The organism is Candidatus Omnitrophota bacterium (assembly GCA_018894435.1).
In the GTDB taxonomy this organism is placed as follows: domain Bacteria; phylum Omnitrophota; class Gorgyraeia; order JAHIPI01; family JAHIPI01; genus JAHIPI01.
In genome coordinates this window covers 1-18,127 of sequence record JAHIPI010000002.1, presented here as the reverse complement: position 1 = coordinate 18,127, position 18,127 = coordinate 1, and the positions used below count along the sequence as shown (strand labels likewise).

The 18,127-nt window shown below is 46.2% G+C and carries 18 protein-coding genes; all 18 read right to left on the bottom strand.

Features of this window, described 5'->3' with window-relative positions; translation table 11 throughout:
* Positions 1-4: 4 nt before the first annotated feature.
* The 18 genes from lptD to KKI13_00045 all read right to left on the bottom strand — a co-directional run bounded on the left by lptD (position 5) and on the right by KKI13_00045 (position 18,108).
* On the bottom strand, positions 5-2,239 hold the full coding sequence (gene lptD / locus KKI13_00130) for an LPS assembly protein LptD (protein MBU4487462.1): 2,235 nt from the start codon (positions 2,237-2,239) through the stop codon (positions 5-7).
* A gap of 4 nt (positions 2,240-2,243) precedes the next feature.
* Positions 2,244-3,203 carry an ROK family protein gene (locus tag KKI13_00125; protein ID MBU4487461.1) on the bottom strand — a complete coding sequence of 320 codons (960 nt, stop codon included), beginning with the start codon at positions 3,201-3,203 and terminating at the stop codon, positions 2,244-2,246.
* Between the two features lie 21 nt (positions 3,204-3,224).
* Complete coding sequence (ugpC, locus tag KKI13_00120) at positions 3,225-4,328, bottom strand: sn-glycerol-3-phosphate ABC transporter ATP-binding protein UgpC (GenBank protein MBU4487460.1); 1,104 nt, start codon at positions 4,326-4,328, stop codon at positions 3,225-3,227.
* A gap of 103 nt (positions 4,329-4,431) precedes the next feature.
* The gene (accD, locus tag KKI13_00115; GenBank protein MBU4487459.1) at positions 4,432-5,277 is read right to left on the bottom strand and encodes an acetyl-CoA carboxylase, carboxyltransferase subunit beta; all 846 of its coding nucleotides are present in this window, start codon (positions 5,275-5,277) and stop codon (positions 4,432-4,434) included.
* Between the two features lie 17 nt (positions 5,278-5,294).
* Entirely contained in the window at positions 5,295-5,939 is a 645-nt protein-coding gene (locus KKI13_00110; GenBank protein MBU4487458.1) for a corrinoid protein, read from the bottom strand.
* 88 nt (positions 5,940-6,027) lie between these two features.
* On the bottom strand, positions 6,028-7,320 hold the full coding sequence (locus KKI13_00105; GenBank protein MBU4487457.1) for a DUF1015 domain-containing protein: 1,293 nt from the start codon (positions 7,318-7,320) through the stop codon (positions 6,028-6,030).
* Positions 7,313-7,711 (bottom strand): VanZ family protein, encoded by a 399-nt coding sequence (locus tag KKI13_00100; GenBank protein ID MBU4487456.1) that lies wholly within the window; start codon positions 7,709-7,711, stop codon positions 7,313-7,315. Before KKI13_00100 ends, KKI13_00105 begins: the two co-directional genes overlap by 8 nt.
* Positions 7,711-7,986: a zinc ribbon domain-containing protein gene (locus KKI13_00095; protein MBU4487455.1), complete on the bottom strand. Its 276-nt coding sequence runs from the start codon at positions 7,984-7,986 to the stop codon at positions 7,711-7,713. The genes KKI13_00100 and KKI13_00095 overlap by 1 nt, the downstream gene beginning before the upstream one ends.
* 1 nt (position 7,987) lies before the next feature.
* The gene (dnaJ, locus tag KKI13_00090; GenBank protein MBU4487454.1) at positions 7,988-9,097 is read right to left on the bottom strand and encodes a molecular chaperone DnaJ; all 1,110 of its coding nucleotides are present in this window, start codon (positions 9,095-9,097) and stop codon (positions 7,988-7,990) included.
* A 40-nt stretch (positions 9,098-9,137) separates the two neighbouring features.
* Positions 9,138-11,048 (bottom strand): molecular chaperone DnaK, encoded by a 1,911-nt coding sequence (gene dnaK / locus KKI13_00085; GenBank protein MBU4487453.1) that lies wholly within the window; start codon positions 11,046-11,048, stop codon positions 9,138-9,140.
* Between the two features lie 4 nt (positions 11,049-11,052).
* The gene (locus tag KKI13_00080; protein MBU4487452.1) at positions 11,053-11,571 is read right to left on the bottom strand and encodes a nucleotide exchange factor GrpE; all 519 of its coding nucleotides are present in this window, start codon (positions 11,569-11,571) and stop codon (positions 11,053-11,055) included.
* Between the two features lie 12 nt (positions 11,572-11,583).
* The gene (locus KKI13_00075) at positions 11,584-12,327 is read right to left on the bottom strand and encodes a hypothetical protein (GenBank protein ID MBU4487451.1); all 744 of its coding nucleotides are present in this window, start codon (positions 12,325-12,327) and stop codon (positions 11,584-11,586) included.
* Between the two features lie 78 nt (positions 12,328-12,405).
* Positions 12,406-13,662 carry a GTPase HflX gene (gene hflX, locus KKI13_00070; GenBank protein MBU4487450.1) on the bottom strand — a complete coding sequence of 419 codons (1,257 nt, stop codon included), beginning with the start codon at positions 13,660-13,662 and terminating at the stop codon, positions 12,406-12,408.
* Complete coding sequence (gene miaA / locus KKI13_00065) at positions 13,647-14,516, bottom strand: tRNA (adenosine(37)-N6)-dimethylallyltransferase MiaA (protein MBU4487449.1); 870 nt, start codon at positions 14,514-14,516, stop codon at positions 13,647-13,649. The genes hflX and miaA overlap by 16 nt, the downstream gene beginning before the upstream one ends.
* Before the next feature lie 66 nt (positions 14,517-14,582).
* On the bottom strand, positions 14,583-15,728 hold the full coding sequence (locus KKI13_00060; protein MBU4487448.1) for an MFS transporter: 1,146 nt from the start codon (positions 15,726-15,728) through the stop codon (positions 14,583-14,585).
* A complete protein-coding gene (locus KKI13_00055) occupies positions 15,728-16,537 on the bottom strand; it encodes an SPOR domain-containing protein (GenBank protein MBU4487447.1) in 810 nt (269 codons plus the stop codon). The genes KKI13_00060 and KKI13_00055 overlap by 1 nt, the downstream gene beginning before the upstream one ends.
* Positions 16,538-16,606: 69 nt before the next feature.
* Positions 16,607-17,797, bottom strand: a complete 1,191-nt coding sequence (gene miaB, locus KKI13_00050) for a tRNA (N6-isopentenyl adenosine(37)-C2)-methylthiotransferase MiaB (GenBank protein MBU4487446.1) — start codon at positions 17,795-17,797, stop codon at positions 16,607-16,609.
* On the bottom strand, positions 17,719-18,108 hold the full coding sequence (locus KKI13_00045; protein MBU4487445.1) for a hypothetical protein: 390 nt from the start codon (positions 18,106-18,108) through the stop codon (positions 17,719-17,721). Before KKI13_00045 ends, miaB begins: the two co-directional genes overlap by 79 nt.
* Between the last annotated feature and the right edge of the window lie 19 nt (positions 18,109-18,127).

Sequence of the window (18,127 nt, the reverse complement as noted above, 5' to 3'; positions counted from 1 at the left end):
TTTTTTAGTGCTGCATAGCTTCGCCAGGCGCAGGGCCCTTGTAGGTCGTACGGAACAGGAACGGCATATCCGGGAAGGCCTTAAGCCTGAAAACAACCCAAAAAGTATAATCCTTTTGATCTTTTACGCGGCAGGTAACTTCCCCTGTCCAGCAGTGCAGGTCTTTGTATATCGTATATTCCTGCTGCTGGAACTTCTTATCATGTAATTCATACCGTTCGTATATGCGGAATTTCCAGTCTTTGTTTATCCTGTAAGTAAGCTGGCTCGTGATTTGCGTATTATCTTCATTCGAAAACGCGTCCCATTCATAGCGGTACCCCAAACCAAAATCAATGTCCTCTCCTTTATTAAAATAAAAATCCGCATTAACAGTACTGAATCTGTGTTCACTCTTATCTATAGTCGCATCGGCCTTTAGAAACATCCAGTCATAAGGCCTTATTTCAAGATCAAAGTTTATATCCATGAGTTCATTTTCGTTCCCAATATCATCCTTTATCATATACTTAGTGTCGGCTATAAACGTCACGAGGTCCACTGTATTTTTGTTGCCTCCATCCGCGTTTCTTTTCGTCTGAAGCTTGGTCTCCAGTATAAGCTTAACGCCGTTCTCTCCGTAAAGGGCATCTATGCTGTCAAACTGGTACAAATCATCGGGACCGTAGTTAGGCGTATTTGTATATTCATACCTGGCCGATGGCATTACGAGGTGCCTTATGTCGTGTATATCAAGGCCAAGCCAATTTGTCTCCATATCGTATATCTTATAAAACCTTGCGTATAATTCGGCCCCGCTAGTAAACATATTTCTTACTATATTTTTTTCGTCCAGCGGATTTTCCGAATAATAGGTCTCCCTTATGCCCACAAAAGGATTCAAGTTTAAAAACCCTAAAACCCGGAACGGATAAGAGAGTTCATTATATGAGTCGATTCTCGTGGCTTGGTAATCATTGTTCGACGCCGATCCGGGCAAGTCATCCGCGAAGTTCTTATTAAGCCTGGCGACACTGGAGGAGTCCTGATAATAGAGATTCATAAAATTGAACAATTTAAGTTTCGCTATCTTCATCTTAGCTTCGGGTAATTTTTCCGTAACTGTGAAGAATCTGTTAATTCTCTTATCCGCCAAAATTTCAAAAGAATAATTATCCTTGGCGCCTACATATGACAGGTATGTAGGCGGCTCTTCATCCACCTCGTATTCTTCCTTATAGAAAAAGTCCTTTATCAGGTCCTTGTCGCTCAATTTGTGGTACTCGGCAGTCATTAAGCTGTTTTGGTCCACTTGCCAGCGATGGCGCCATTGCGCGCGCCATCGGTCTTTTTTGGCGGCATCCGGCGGTTCGCGGTCATGCGTATAATAAAATCTCGCATAACCGGTTCCGAATTTGTCCAGCTTATAGCTATAATCGGCGCCTTCCCCAAGGCCTCTTTTGGACCTGTAATCCAGGTTGATATGCCCTTTGGAATCCGGATGGAAAAAATACCTCCAGGAGGTCAATGCGTAAGCGCCCCATTCCTTATCATAACCCGGGACAATATCCATTTGAGGCATATTGTCTTTGAGAGGGTGGTTATAATACGGAATGTACATCACGGGGACGTTGCCAAGCAAAAAGAAGGCATTCCACATGGTAACCCTTTCTCCCAGGTAGACCTTTATGGTCTTTGCTTCTATGCGGTAATGCGGCTCTGCGAGGTCGCAGGTGGTAACGTAGCTGCGGTTAAGCTGATATAATTTATCTCCTGTTTTTTGTATAAGCTTCGCTTCTCCGTACCACGGCGGCATTTTCATCGCGCCATTAATTAATTCGCCCTTTTGGGTGGCAAAGTTATAAACAACTTTATCGGATGTAAAAGTGTTTCCTTCCTGGTAAAGCGTTACGTTGCCTTCGGCAACACCTTCTTTTTCATCTACGTTTATCACAATGCTGTCGCAGGTAAGCTTTATGCCTTTGTAGGTTATGGAAACATTTCCGGTTCCGCTGACAGTCTTTTCTGCGTAGTCATACTGGACCTTGTCTCCATTTACGACTATCGGAGTGGCTCTCTCCTCGCTTGCCGTTTCTTCGGCGGTAGGCTGTATGCTCGATATGGACTTCTGGAGTTCCTGGATGGTCTTTTGGCCGGTTTTTTCATTATCATAAAGGGGTCGCGTCGACGGCTCTATGGCATAAAGCCCTGCGGGGATAGATATGAAAATTATGAGGGCAAATAAACACTTTTTAAACATTACGCTAAAGGTTCCTTTTCACAATCTCGGCGGCGCCTATTACACCGGCATCATTCCCAAGTTTTGCTTTAACTATTCTAACGGCCTTCGCCTGTATTTTCATGCTCTTCTTATCCACAGCGGATCTTATGGAATCAAACAATATCTTTCCGGCCCCCGCAATCCCTCCGCCTATTATTATGATCTCGGGATTCAGAAGATTGACTGTGCCCGCCAGCGCGTTTCCTATATGAGTGCCCATCTCCCGCCACGCCGCTTTGGCAATACTATCGCCTTTCAAAGCCGCTTTTTGAAGAAGCTCGGGAGTCACTGAAAATAAATTTCCTTCAGCCATCTTCATGGCGAGGCTGTCCGGTGAGCGTTCCAGTTTTTTGCGCACGTTATTAAGAAAATATTCCCTGCCGACATATGCTTCAAGGCAGCCAAAACTGCCGCAATTACAAGCGGGTCCATTTTCGTTTAGCGGCACGTGCCCTATTTCCCCGGCGACCAGAGACGCGCCCCTGTATAAACTGCCGTTTATTATTACGGCGCCCCCTACGCCCGTACCGAGCGTAAGGCATACCGCGTCTTTATATCCTTTGCCGGCGCCGTATTTCATCTCCGCCAGCGCCATGACCTTGACATCATTATCCACAAAAACCGGAATGCGGAGCTTCCTCTCCAGTATGCTTTTCAGCTTAACATCTTTCCAGCGGGGTATATTTGTCAAAGAAAAAACCAGGCCTCTTTTGAAATCTACCAAGCCTGGTAATCCGATTCCCAGCCCCAAAAGTTCGGTCTTTTTTATGCTTTTATCTTTTAGGATAACTGAAGATTCTTTCGCGACTCCGTCCAGTAATCTGTCGCTCCCGTAACTTTTGGTGAGAAAATCTTTTTTGTGAAGGATGTGCCCGCCGAAATCAAGAAGCGCGACTTTGGTGTTCGTACCGCCGATATCCACCCCTATGATATATCGTTTCATTATAATAATAGAATGATTTAATTATACAATCGTTTTTTCGGTATCTTTGTCAAAGAAATGCACTTTAGTCATATCGAAGACTACATCCAGCTTCTTGCCCATCTCCGGAGTGCTTCGACTGCCTACTCTTGCGATAAAGGAGTGCTTTTGTGTATTGATATAAAGATAAACTTCCGATCCCATCGTCTCTACGACATCTACTACAACGCTTACGGTATCCTCCGGCTGGGCCTTGGTTACAAACAGCTTGTCGTATATATCTTCGGGCCTTATGCCGAATATTATGTCTTTCCCCGCATAAGGCGAAAGGACATCTCGCATCTGGTCCACTATGCCAACTTGAAAATTGCCTTCGTCAAAAAACAGCCGCCCGTTCTTTTTATTTATTGTGCCATTGACAAAATTCATAGGCGGGCTTCCTATAAAACCGGCAACAAATTTGTCCACCGGAGTGTCATATATACTCATGGGCTTATCGCATTGATGTATTATGCCGTCTCTCATCACCGCCACCCTGTCGCCCAATGTCATCGCTTCTACCTGGTCATGCGTAACATATATCATTGTGGTCTTAAGGCGGTTGTGCAATTTATGTATTTCGGTCCTCATCTGCACCCGAAATTTTGCGTCCAGATTGGAAAGCGGTTCGTCAAAAAGAAATACGAGGGGTTTTCTCACTATCGCGCGCCCGACGGCAACGCGCTGCTTCTGGCCGCCTGATAATTCTTTGGGTTTTCTCTTCAAAAGGTTGTCTATACCCAAAATAGCCGCGGCTTCTTTCACGCGGTTGTCTATCTCGCTTACGGGGATCTTTCTCAATTTCAGGCCAAACGCCATATTATTATAGACGTTCATGTGCGGATAGAGCGCATAGTTCTGAAATACCATCGCTATGTCCCTGTCTTTGGCGGGGACATCGTTGACCAGCTTGTCGCCTATATATATATCGCCTTTCGTAACGTCTTCCAGGCCCGCTATCATCCTTAAAACAGTCGACTTACCGCATCCGGAAGGGCCTACAAGTACGAGAAATTCCTTGCTTTCTACACCCAAAGAGATCTTTCTTACCGCTTCTACGTCTTCACCGTATATCTTTGTGACATTTTTTAGGCTTACTTGTGACATTTTTCAGCTTTCAGCTTTCAGCTTTCAGCTTTCAGCTGCTGATGGCTGATAGCTGATGACTGATAGCTTTTTGTACATATTATAAATTATACCGGCATCATTTTCAAGATAAATAATCCATAAGACCTGATATGGTGCTTCTCAGGTCTTTGCGATGCACAACCATATCTATCAAACCGTGCTCAAGCATAAATTCTGATTGCTGAAAACCGTGGGGCAATCTCTGCCTTATGGTCTGCTCTATTACCCTTGGGCCGGTAAATCCTATAAGAGCCTTCGGCTCTGCCATTATCACATCGCCCAAGGACGCAAAGCTCGCCATTACGCCCGCCATAGTGGGATTTGTAAGTAATGAAATGAATAGGAGTCCGGCTTTATTATGCTTGCTTACCGCAGCGCTTGTCTTTACCATCTGCATAAGGGAAAACATGCCCTCATACATCCTTGCGCCCCCTCCGGATCCGGAACATATGACTACGGGAAGTTTTTCGCGCGTCGCTTTCTCTATGGCCCTCGTTATCTTTTCGCCGACTACGGAACCCATACTACCCATTATGAATCGGGAATCAGTAACCGCCAGGACGAGTTTCTTTTCCTCTATCTTACCTTCGCCGCAAACAACCGCATCTTTCAGCCCCGTCGCTTTTTTATCATGTTCCAGCTTATCTTTATATTTTTTTGGGCCTTTGAAATTGAGCGGGTCTTTCGACTGGATATTCTTGTCGATCTCCTTGAAGGTATTCTTGTCGAGCAGCATATCTATTCTTTCGTAGGCGCCTACTTTGAAATGATAATTGCATTTGGGGCATACCTTAAGGTTCTCCTCAAGTTTCTTGTTGTATGCTATCTCTCCGCATTCACCGCACTTAGTCCACAGCCCCTCGGGAATATCCTGCCTCTTCTTGGCTACTTTTACAATCGTATATCTGGGCTTTCCGAATAATGCCATATTGTCTCCATTATACCTTATTCGTCTCGGGCGCGTAAACCGATAAGTTCTCTTGCCTTGTCAACGGCGGAAGAAGCGTCCTTTGCGTAGCCGTCAGCCCCTATAGATCCGGCAAAATCTTCCGTCACAGGGGCCCCTCCTACCATTGTCTTTACTTTGCCCATAAGACCCTCTTTTTTAAGCTCGCTGATCACAGCTTTCATTGAGCCCATAGAGGTTGTCAATAGTGACGACATCGCTATTATGTTGACGTCTTTATTCTTTGCCGTATCAATGAATTTTTCCGCCGGAACATCTATGCCCAGATCCAGCACTTCAAACCCCGCGCCCCTGAACATCATAGCCACGAGATTTTTCCCTATATCGTGAAGATCGCCTTTTACCGTCCCTATGCCTATCTTCCCCACCGGCTTTATGCCGCTTTTCGAAAAGTGCGGTTCAAGCATGTTGAGCCCCGCGTGCATGGCCTTGGCAGAAATAAGGACTTCGGGGATAAATATTTCGTTATTTTTGAATCTCTTTCCTATCTCGTCCATCCCTTTTATAAGCGTATCAAGGATGTCCCTGATCGGAATATTTGCGCTTATGGCGGCGCCGGTCAGTTCCGCCACCTTCTTGACCTCGCCGTTCCTTAACGCTTCTTTGATAGAATCTAAATGCATAGTTGCCTTGACGCGGGACACGTTCCTCGTAACCTGACAAATCTAACCAGGTTAGAATTGCCAGATTACGGCTTCCATGGCTATTTCGCTAAAATCTATTCATTACAAGCCCGCTTAAAGGCTTCGGATAAAAGTACGTAGATTTATGCGGCATCCTGTCACCTTTTTTGGCTATATCTCGGACCTCGGACATCTTTGTCGGCAGCTGGAAGAAAGCTATTTCGCATTCGCCTTTCGCGACCTGCTGTATAGCATAATCCTCGTCTCTGGTGTACGTTATATTCTCATCGTTAGATGAAAATTTTTCGATATGAAATATATGGGCAAACACCAGAAAATGGAGAACGGTCACGTTGAGGCGCCTCCATTCGCGGGATTTCCTCTCCTTTATTACCTCATTCAGCATGGATTCGTCTTTCAGCTTCAACACGCGGAATCTGCCGTCCTTAAAGAAAACACCGAACGCGTAATCGGAACCGGCCGTTTCAAGGGCATTGAACATCTCGTCTTTAGTATTTACATTTTCTATATAAAAATACCTCTTCAACTTCGATTCTGCCTCTCTCCATTTTATATTGCCCAGGCTCTTTACTACGCGATATGTGGAAAAAATCGTAAGATTATCATCGGTCAGGCTGGAAAAATAGACCATGATGTTTTCAAATTCTTTCGCTCTTTTTGGCCCAAGCTTGCGGCGCATCTCATCCCTAAATGCCAGCGAAACTTCGTATCTGTGGTGGCCATCGGCTATGAAGACCTGTTTCTTGTCCAGCCTATGCTCTATCTTTTTTATTATTGCGCTTTGCGCAAGGGTCCAAACCCTATTCTCTATTCCTTCGAATTGGACGGTTATGATAGGCGCGTGCTTTTTGCAATATGCCCTTAAGGTATTGGTAACGACATTGGCGTCATCTTCAAATATGCAAAAGATGGGCTCCGTATTGGCCTTTACGGCGCGGATAAGATTAAGTCTGTCTTCTTTCGGCTTGGAGAACGTATATTCGTGCGGAAGGACGAGGCTTGTTTTAGGGTCTTCTATCCTCATAAGCGAAATAAAACCAATGCGGCTTTTGGGTTTTCCCTTATGAAGATACTTTTGCTCACATACATATATGGCGGGCGACTTATCTTTTTTGAGCGCGCCGATCTCGAGCCATTGATCGATAAAATTAGCGGCGCGTGTATATTTATTATATGATTTATTGTCGGTGGTAAGCTCTTTTCCCAATATGATCCTGACGATATTGTACTGATCTGCCTTGTAAAGCTCATCGCGCATCGAAGAGGATATAACATCATAGGGAGGGGATATCACCGTTTCAAAGTGTTTTATCTTTTCTTTGTTATATAATACGCCCCTAAAAGGTGAGATCTTAGCCATTTATTATTGCCTTATACCTTTTTCTGAATGATATAAATGCCAAAGCGCCTAAGAAACTGCCTATAGCATCGGCCGTTAAGTCCAAAAGGCTTGCCGTCCTTTCCGGAGTAAACTGCTGATGAAATTCGTCGGTCAGCCCGTAAAAAGTACCAATGATAAAAGTTATAAATATCAGCCTGCCGTATGAAATATCCGGCATGGAGGCGCCAAGAGCCCTTGCCAAAAGAATCCCCAGCACGGCATATTCCAGCGCATGAAGTATCTTATCGAGACCGTATATTTCAAAGCCTACCTCAAAAGGGCTCTCCAGCGAGGAACCCCAGAAAATCAAGACAGCGTATATTATAACAGGAAACCAAAATTTTAAAAAATACTTTTTTTGGTTTGCCATTATTTGCCGCCGCCACTATTTGCCCCGCACGAGCCGCAGGATGGACTGTCTTTGGTGGCATTGGGGCACGATTTGGGCGCGGCATTATCTTTTTTGGATTTGTAATCGTTCGCGTAAAACCCGGAGCCCTTAAATATGATGCCGCCGCCCGTTCCCATCAATCTTTTGACAGCGGACGAACATTCGGGGCATTTTTTAAGAGGCTTATCGGACATCTGTTGAAATATCTCAAAACGATGCCCGCATTTTTTGCATTCGTATTCATATGTCGGCATGCTATTTTCCTGATATCTTCGCGAATTCCTCTATCAGCCTTCGCTGTTCGGACGTAAGGCGTTTGGGAATTTCAATATTGACTCTCACCAATTCATCTCCCGAACGCTTTGTGTGGACATCCGGAATACCCTTATCTTTAATCCTGAATATTTTGCCGCTTTGCGTGCCGGGCGGTATCTTCATCATTACGTGGCCGTCAAGCGTAGGCACCTCTGTTTCCCCTCCCAATATCGCTTTAGGCAAGTTTATTGTTATCTCCATAAATAGATCGGTATGGTGCCTTTCGAAAACCGGATGCTGGCGCATCTCTATAATAACGTATAGATCGCCCCTACCCGCAGCGCCTTCTTCTCCCTCGCCCCTGACTCTCAAATGCGAGCCGGTATCAACTCCGGGAGGTATCTTGACTTTTATTTTATGGACCTGCTTGACCCTGCCTTCTCCGCGGCAACCGGGGCAAGGCGTCTGTATAACGTTTCCTTCGCCGCGGCATCGAGGACACGTCTGTCTTAGCTGAAAGAAGCCGTTTGATGTCACCACCTGACCTGATCCCCTGCATTGGGAACAGGCGGTCTTTTTTGTGCCCGATTTCACTCCGGTACCGGAGCAGGCGGGGCAGACATCATATCGCGGTACGGTTATGGTCTTCTCCGTACCCGAAGCCGCTTCTTCAAGAGTTATCTCGACGGTGATTTCCAAATCACGCCCTCTGCGCACTCTTTGGCCGCGGCTGCTTCTTCCCCCGGATATATTAAACCCCAAATCGCTGAAAATATCTTCAAAGATACTGCCGCTGAAACCGGCGTTGCCTAAATCCTGAAATACGCTGTTAAAGTCGGCGCCCCTGAAGATATCCTCATAAGCGTATTTTTGGTCTATGCCGGCGTGTCCGTGCTGATCATATAGGGCCCTCTTTTGGGCATCCGACAATACGGCATACGCCTCTGAGATCTCCTTAAACTTTTCTTCGGCTGCCTTCTTCTCGTCAGAAGGAACTCGATCGGGATGATGGCTCATGGCCAGCTGGCGATATGCCTTCTTTATCTCATCAAGTGTGGCGCTCTTTTTTGCGCCCAATATTTCGTAATAATCGCGTTTGGTGCTTGGCATAATTTTTCTACGTTATTGGTCCAGCTGCAATGGTTGTTGGTTATTCTTCTTTGTATTCCGCGTCGATGATGTCATCATCTTTCTTTTTCCCGCCGGATGCCGGGCCGCCTTCGGCTCCCGCCGGGCCGTCTTCCGCCTGCTTTTGCGAACTGCCGGCGCCGGAGGCCTGCTCGGGCCCGCCCTGCTCTTTCTGTTTGGCAGACGCCTGTTTATATATCTCCTCGGCAAGTTTATGGGACGCCTTGGTCAGATCCTCCATGGAGGTCTTTATCCTTGAAATATTTTTATCTTTTACCGCGCTCTTAAGGTCATTTAGTTTCGCTTCTATATCAGCGCGCTCCTCTGGGCTTACTTTGTCGCCGTAATCTTTAAGGGACTTTTCAGTACTGTACGTCAGAGTGTCTGCCTGGTTTATTATCTCAACTTCTTCTTTTCTCTTCGCGTCTTCGGCGGCAAACTGTTCCGCGTTCTTGACCATCTTATCTATCTCTTCCTTGGAAAGTTTCTTCGGCGCCGTGATGCGTATTGACTGCTCTTTACCGGTACCCAGGTCCTTTGCCGATACGTGGACTATGCCATCTCTATCTATATCAAATTTTACTTCGATCTGCGGCACGCCGCGAGGCGCGCTAGGTATCCCGACAAGATCGAATCTGCCTAATTCCACGTTGCCGTCCGCCATCTGCCGCTCGCCCTGTAAAACTCTAATCGTAACCGCGGTCTGATTGTCCGCTGCGGTGGAAAAGATCTGGCTTTTTTGTGTGGGGATAGAGGCGTTTCTTTCTATCAATTTAGTGTTTACCCCGCCCAAAGTCTCTATGCCCAAAGAAAGCGGCGTGACATCCAAAAGAAGCACATCCTTCACATCGCCTTTAATGATCGCCGCCTGAATAGCCGCGCCAAGCGCCACGCACTCCATTGGGTCGACACCGCGTTCGATCTTTTTACCTATATAATCTTCAACAAATTTTTGGATGATAGGCATCCTCGTCGGGCCGCCCACCATGATAATACGGTCTATGTCCTTAGGCGATAATTTCGCGTCGGAAATCGCCTGCTCCATAGGATGCTTGCATCGCTCTATTATAGGTAAAATCAGGTCTTCCAATTTCGCCCGGGTGATCGCCATGGTCAGATGTTTGGGGCCGGTCGAATCGGCCGTAATAAACGGCAGATTAATATCGGTAGTAAGCGTCGATGACAATTCCACCTTCGCCTTTTCAGCGCCTTCGCGCAGTCTCTGGACGGCCATCTTATCATTCGTGATGTCTATGCCGGTTTCGCGCTTAAATTGTCCGGCAATATATTCAAGCAGGACCTTATCCATATCCGTGCCGCCTAATTGAGTGTCGCCCGATGTCGATTGCACATGAAATACGCCCTGGTCCATTTCCATTATAGTGACATCCAATGTCCCGCCGCCCAGATCGAAGACCATGATCTTCTGCGCTTTTTGAGCCTTCTCAAGGCCATAGGCAAGACAAGCGGCTGTCGGCTCGTTGATTATTCTTAAAACTTTCAAACCCGCGATCTCGCCCGCGTCTTTCGTAGCCGTCCTTTGATTGTCGTCAAAATACGCAGGGCATGTTATGACTACTTCCTCGATTTTATCTCCGAGATATGCCTCCGCGTCCTGTTTTATCTTTTGCAGGATGAAGGCCGATATCTGCTGCGGCGTATATTCCTTGCCATAGACTTTAAACTTGAAATCGGTGCCCATCTTCCGCTTGGCTGCCTGAATGGTTCCCTCGGCATTTATAGCCGCCTGCCGGCGCGCCGGCTCGCCCACTAAACGCTGTCCGTCTTTCGTAAACGCGACATATGACGGAAATGCCTTACCGGAAGCAACACCCGCGCCCTCGGCAGAGGGAATAATAACAGGCTTGCCGCCCTCCATATACGCTGCCGCGGAATTTGATGTGCCTAAGTCTATTCCTATTATCTTAGCCATAGTCTTATCCTTTCTTTTTAGCAATCTTTACCAGTGCCGGCCTCAAAAGTACACCATTCAATCTGTAACCCGGCTTCAGTTCTTCCACTATTACATCATCATTCCCCTCGCCGGTTTCGTCCACCTCCACTACTTCATGCTGATGAGGGTCAAATTTTTCCCCGACTGCTTTTATCTTTTCTACGCCTATATCCTTCAGAAAGCGCTGTATCTGAACCTGGATCATATCCACGCCTTCCTGCACTGCCTTGAAATCCTTTGCCTCTTTTATATGCCTTTCCGCTATCTCCAGATTATCCAATATAGGAAGAAACTCCAGCATAAAGGCAGTATTGGCATATTTTATTGAATCTGCCTTATCTTTTTCGAGGCGCTTCTTGGTATTTTCCAATTCTGCGCTTGCGCGCAAATATTTGTCGTAAAAGGCCTCTTTTTCTTCCGCCCGCTCTTTAAGCGACTCGTATTCCGCCTTAGAGATGTTCAGCGCTTCATCCTTTTCGCCCTGGTTCTCTTTGTCTTTCATCCCTTGACTCCCTTAATCATCTATTTCGTCGATCACCCTGGATACCATATCGGCCAAAAATCCTACCATCGGCACGACTTTTTCATAGACCATCCTTTTCGGCCCTATAACACCCAGCCTGCCCGATGCTTTCCCTCTTCTTTTATATCCCCTACTTACTACGGTGCAATCTTTGAAATTACTCAGCTTGTTCTCCTTGCCAATAGAAATTGCTAGTCTGCCGTCTTCGACATCATCGCATAAAAAATGGAGCATGCTGATCTTATCTTCCAGGCACCTAAATATGTTTTGAAGTTTCTTGAAATCCCTGAATTCGGGCTGTTCGAGAATATGGCTCGCTCCGTCAAAGTATACCCTTTCTGAGCAGAGCTCCACGGTTATGCCGACATACCTGGTGAGGTCCGATATAAGTCCGGATGTCCTCTCCATAACATCTTCCGTTGAATATATATCGCGGCGATACTTTTCTACTATACTATCTATTATGTTGCCACTAAGTTCCCTTATTTGCATCAGCGAATCTATATAATACCTGTAGCCTTCGTCCGTAGGCATCCTGCCTGCTGATGTATGTGGATGCGCAATATATCCCATCTCTTCGAGCTCAACCATTACATTGCGGATAGTCGCGCTTGAAAGCCCCAGCATCTCGGCTACTTTGGCAGAACCTACCGGAAGGGCCGACTGCACATGAGAATTCACCACTATTCTTAAGACATCTTCCTGCCTGTTATTCAATCTTTTTGCGCTATGCATGGCCGGTCCCTATTTTCAGGATTAGCACTCGGATAAATAGAGTGCTAATCTGGTATTTTAGCACTCTATTGTCTTTTGTCAAGTTATTTTGGCCCTTTTTTCAGGCGAAACCAGCGGAACTAGCCTTTTAGGGATTTTTGCCTCAATATATATGGCGTCATCCCTGAACTCCTCTTTAAGCACCTTGCCGTGCTCCCGTATCATGCTGTATTTCTTCATCTCGGCATGCGACAGCGTTATCTTTATTTCAGTGGTCAACTGCGATATTTCCCGCTCTATCCTTCCTATCAGGCCATCTATGCCATCATGCTTAAGGGCAGATATTAGGACAGGATGTTCGAATTGCTTTTCAATGCTGGATAAAATAATATTATCGGTTATCTTATCTTTTTTGTTCAAGACGTTTATGACGGGCTTGTCCCCTATTTCCAGGTCTTCCAGAACGCCCTTCACTGCCCGCACGCACTCTTGTATCTTAGGGTGGCTCGCGTCTATAACATGAAGCAGTATATCGGCATGGACAGTCTCTTCCAGGGTGGCTTTGAACGATTCCACCAAGTGGTGCGGAAGGTTGTGTATAAACCCGACGGTGTCCGAAAGAAGCACTCTTTGATTGTCCGGAAGGACGTACCTTCTGATGGTAGGGTCAAGCGTGCTGAATAATTTGTCTTTTACTGCGACACCGGCTTCAGTAAGAGCATTGAACAGAGTCGATTTGCCGGCATTTGTATAGCCAACCATGGCTATGCTTGATGCTAAAAAACGTTCTCTATTTTTTCTGCGCGCATCTCTTTGCGCCGTAATGTCATCCAGGTCTTTTTTGAGCTGGGCTATACTATCGCGTATGTTTCGCCTCTCCATCTCAAGTTTTTGTTCGCCCGGGCCTCTCGTCCCTATGCCGCCCCCGAGCCTTGAAAGCATTACGCCTTCGCCGACAAGGCGGGGCATCAGGTATACAAGCTGCGCCAACTCTACCTGAAGCTTGCCCTCTTTTGAATGAGCCCTTTGGGCAAATATATCAAGAATGAGCTGAGTCCTGTCTATCGTCTTTATTTCAAATACGTCCTCAAGATTTCGCTGCTGGGTGCCGCTCAGGTCATGATTAAATATTACAACATTCGCATTTTCGGCCTGCGCCAGTTGGAGTATCTCTTCCACCTTGCCTTTTCCGACGAGATACTTGGGTGAAAATTCGGAGCACCTGGCAAGCGCTTCGCCGGCTATGCGGACACCGCTCGAGACGACAAGCTCGCGAAGTTCGGCGGAAAGGTCCTCAATACTCCACTTACTGTCTTCTTTTTCATGCCTTACTGTAACTATTACAGCTTTTTCCATAAAGCGCCCTTTTCTCTCCTGAACCATGTTAATTGCCGCTTTGCGTAACGCCGCGTATTCATTTTGAGAAGTTCTTTTGTTTCCTCGAGCGTGGCTTCGCCTTTAAGATAAGCGCTTATTTCGCTGAATCCTAAAACCGCCTTCGCCGTTTTGCTGAGCCTGAATCGCCGCAACCTTTTGACTTCTTTCGTTACGCCGCAGCGAAACATCTTATCTACGCGCTTGTTTATTCTGTCGTATAATTTTTCGCGGTTTCTATTCAATATAAAGATCGATATCGCATAGTTATCTTTAAGTCCCTTGGTCTCTTTGTGATGAGCGGAAAACGGCTTGCCGGTCAGCTTATATACTTCAAGGGCCCTCACTACTCTGCGCGTGTCGTTCGGGTGTATCTTTGACGCGTAAAGCGGGTCTATCTTTTTCAATTTCGCGTAAAGTTTCGCGTTACCCTTATCTTCCGCTTCTTTGTATAATTTTCTGCGCAAGGCCTCGTTTTTCGGCGGAGCTATAAAGAGCCCCTCTATAAAGGCCCTTGCGTACAAGCCTGTTCCGCCCGCTATTACGGGCGTTCTTCTTCGGCGTATTATGTCGCCTGCGATCTTCTTGGCCGTTGCCACAAAATCTGCGGCGCTCCATTCTTTCGAAGGGCTCAAAACACCTACGAGGTGATGCGGAACCTGTCTTCGCAACTTTAAAGACGGATACTGGCTCAATATCCCCATGTTTTTATATACCTGCATGGAGTCCGAGGAGATGATCTCGCCTTTTATTTTTTTGGCAAGTTTTACGGCAAATTCGCTCTTCCCTACCCCCGTCGGCCCTAATATGAATATTATTTTTGGTTTTTTGCTCATTTTTGGCCTTGGCGCGGGACATGTTCATTCTAACCTGGCAAATCTAACCAGGTTAGAATTGCCAGATTAGTGTTTCAACGGCTGTTTGCGTACTATTGTTACCTCTACCAACATTGCAGCTGCCAGCACAACCGCTGCGACGATGTACGGCGCGCGTATGCCGAATTCGGCCGCGAAAAATCCTCCGGCAAGCGGCCCAAATAAAGCGCCTGTACCGATTACTGCCTCGTGAAGGCCGCTCTTTTTGCCTTTATCCTTTGAACCGTGCAGGCTGTAAAAGATGCTTGAAAAGTAAGTTACACCCGCTGATAACCCCAAAAACACCGCCGCAATCGCGAAGTAAACGGTGCGGGATGAAAAAGCAAATACCCACAAAGACAGAAACGCGAAAAATTGAAAAAGGATCATCGGCCCCAGCCTATAATGCCATCTGTGAGTTTTGCCGAGAATGAAAAACATGGCTGTCTGGGCAAATGTTATGATAAAAATAAGAGTCCCGACAATGGCAGTAGAAAACCCCAGCTCCGTACCCAGCTTCGGAAAAAGGTTGCGCATAACTCCTAGATTAAACCAGCTTACAAAATTGGCGATCCAGGCCGCGTACACAAAAGGCGTATAATTTGCCGGTTTGTCCGCCCATATTTCCACAGCTATATTTCCGCCGGCGTCTTTTTTTATCGCGGGCGTAAGCGGCTGCCTATAGAGAAAGACCGTGGCAGCTAGAATAGAAATAACACCGATTAAAAAGGGTATCTTTTGGCCAAGCGCAAACAAAAAACCGGCGGATAAAAAACCCAGCATAAGGCCGGCGCTCCACGAAATATTAAAAATGGTAAGCGATCTCATGAGGTCGCGCTTACCTAGTCCTTGAGAAAGCCATGACTGCAGTATTGGCCAAAATGCCGCCATGGATAAACTTCCGAAGGCATAAGCTATAAGTATCTGGTTTGTCGTTTTTAAAAAGGGGACGGTTGAATAGACAAGCACGAAGAGGCCGCAGCCGAAGAGAATTATCTTTTTGCGGTTAAATCTATCGGACATCCTGCCGATTATCACGACTCCCGATGAATAAACCAGCGCCCCGACAGCGCCCAATATTCCCAGTAAAAGCGAAGAGGCGGCAAACCTGTAAATAAGAAAGAGCGGCAACGCCAGAAGTGCCGCTCCTACCGCGAAATCGGCCAAAAATGCCGCTATGTAAAAATTAACCATTACGGGCACACCTTCGTTGTGTAACCCTTATTTCGCAGGTTTCGCGCCACATCTTCGACATCTCCGATCCGCGAATATTTGCCCACTCTTACCCGGTAAAAATAAGTTCCTTCCACCGTCACGGTCTGAATAAACGCGTCAAAGCCCTTGGATTTAAGTTCAGCGCGCAACCTTTCCGCATTTTCGAGTTTATTAAACGAACCCACCTGCACACAGTAAGTCACAGAATCGGTACCTTCTCCTTTAAGAAGCTTTGCTTCAAGGCTATTGGGATAAAGCCGCATGAGTTTGTCATAATATTCTTTTGCTGTCGCGGCATTGTCCAGCTTTGAATAACACTTGCCGAGTGCATAATACACTATGTTCATGTTATCAAGATCGGGATACAATCTTGCCACTTTTTCGTAATAGTCTCTCGCCTGCCTGTATTCCTCGTCAAGATAATATGAATCGGCTATACCGATGGTCGCTTCCGCCTGAAATTTTTTGTCTTTCGTCTCTTCGGCCACTTTAAAAAAGCGGCTGCGCCCCTCATCAAGCCTGTTCAATTTGAGAAGCGCCCTGCCCATAAGACATTGTATCTTTTCGTCATTTTTGGGGCGGTAGTTAAGATATGAGCTCGCCATTCTCACGACCTCGTTATAATCGCCTTTTACAAAGGCCTCTTCAATGTTGGGCGCGCTGGTTCGGCTGCTCGCCTTTTCTTCGGCAGGGCCTCTGTCAAATACACTAGTCCCCGCGTATGCGGGTACGGCATATGCCGGCACTATCAGTATAAGCGCTAATAAAAATATGATTATCCTTTTCATATCCATTATTTTATCACAAGCTGCCATTTTCTTCAAGTTGCCTTTGGGGTCAGACCCTCATTATGTAAACTACGCCATCGGTAAGGGGTGGCTTTCCCGCTCCCCGCTCTTCATTTTTGAAATGATTTTCTGCTCGTCCAGAAGAACGGCGTGGCGCTTCTTTTTTACGTCCTCCGTAACATCGTCTTCTAATTCACACGATTCTGCGGGCGGCCGAGGGGAATATTTAAATATATAAGCGCTGTCAAATTTTATCTTCTTCATTATATTCAACGTATCTTTGAAGTCCTTGTCGCTCTCTCCGGGAAACCCGACGATTATATCGGTGGTGAGGTTGCAATCCGGCATATATTTGCGTAGTTTTTCGACCAGATCCAAATAATGCTCCGACGTATAGCCTCTTTTCATCGCCTTTAATATTGCGGCCGATCCCGACTGAAGCGGCAGATGGATATGCCTGTGCACCTTAGGCATATCGCGCATGGCGCGAAAAAGCTCTTCTTTTGTGTCCTTTGGATGGCAGGTAACGAATCTTATCCTTTTTACGCCGTCTATCTTTGCCACATCTTTAAGTAAATCCGTAAAATTATAGCCCGCTTCAATGTCCTTGGCATACGAATTTACATTCTGGCCCAGAAGAGTGATCTCCGATATGCCCGTTTTGGCGGCGAGGCGGATCTCATTTATTATCGCATCGGCAGGCCTGCTGCGCTGCCTGCCCCTGACATAAGGCACTATGCAGTAAGAACAGAAATTGTCGCATCCTTCGCTTATAGAAATATAAGCTCTGTTACTATCTTCATGATATACCGGGTTATCATGTTCCGGCCTTACTTTTCTTCCGATCCGAAGGGCTTTTTTTCGCCCCCCAAGCGCCTCTTCGATACAATCCGGAATTTCGTAAATGCTGGACGGACCGACCACCAGATCTACGTGCGGCAGGCGTTTAAATACTATCTCTTTATCTTTCTCGGCGGTACACCCCACAAATCCTAGCACAAGATGCGGTTTTCTCCTCTTGAGTTTCGCGAGCATGCCCATATTGCTGTATGCGCGTTGCTCCGCGTGATGCCTCACCGAGCACGTATTAATAAGTACGCAGTCCGCCTCATCCGCCGATTCCGCCTTCTTCCAGCCCCTGTCCATCATAAGGCCGTAAATGATCTCGGAATCCCTCTCGTTCATCTGGCAGCCGAAAGTCCGGATAAAGACTTTGGGGGCAAAAAATTCGTAACTCTTTTTAGATTCTTGGTTTGGCATTTTTGTTTTTCCTCAAAAAATAAAAAATTAAAGGGGGCAAAAAATTCAAAAGAAAAAATCTTTTTGTGGGCGATTTTGATGTTTTTAAAAAGCAGATTTAATATAAGTTTTTTAGTCTCTAAATCCACCTCTTTCTTGTTTGGATCATAGCCTTCCAGAAACTCCTCTACCCGGTTAAGATAGTCCTTTGAACGCTCCCTCTCAATCTCTCTAACCTCTTGTAAGGCAATGAGTTTCTTCAGTTCTTCTTCCTCTTGTCTTAGGTTCTCGTTTTTCAGTTTATATAGTTCCTCACTCAACAAATTTTCCAAATAGGCGTCGGTTAATTTT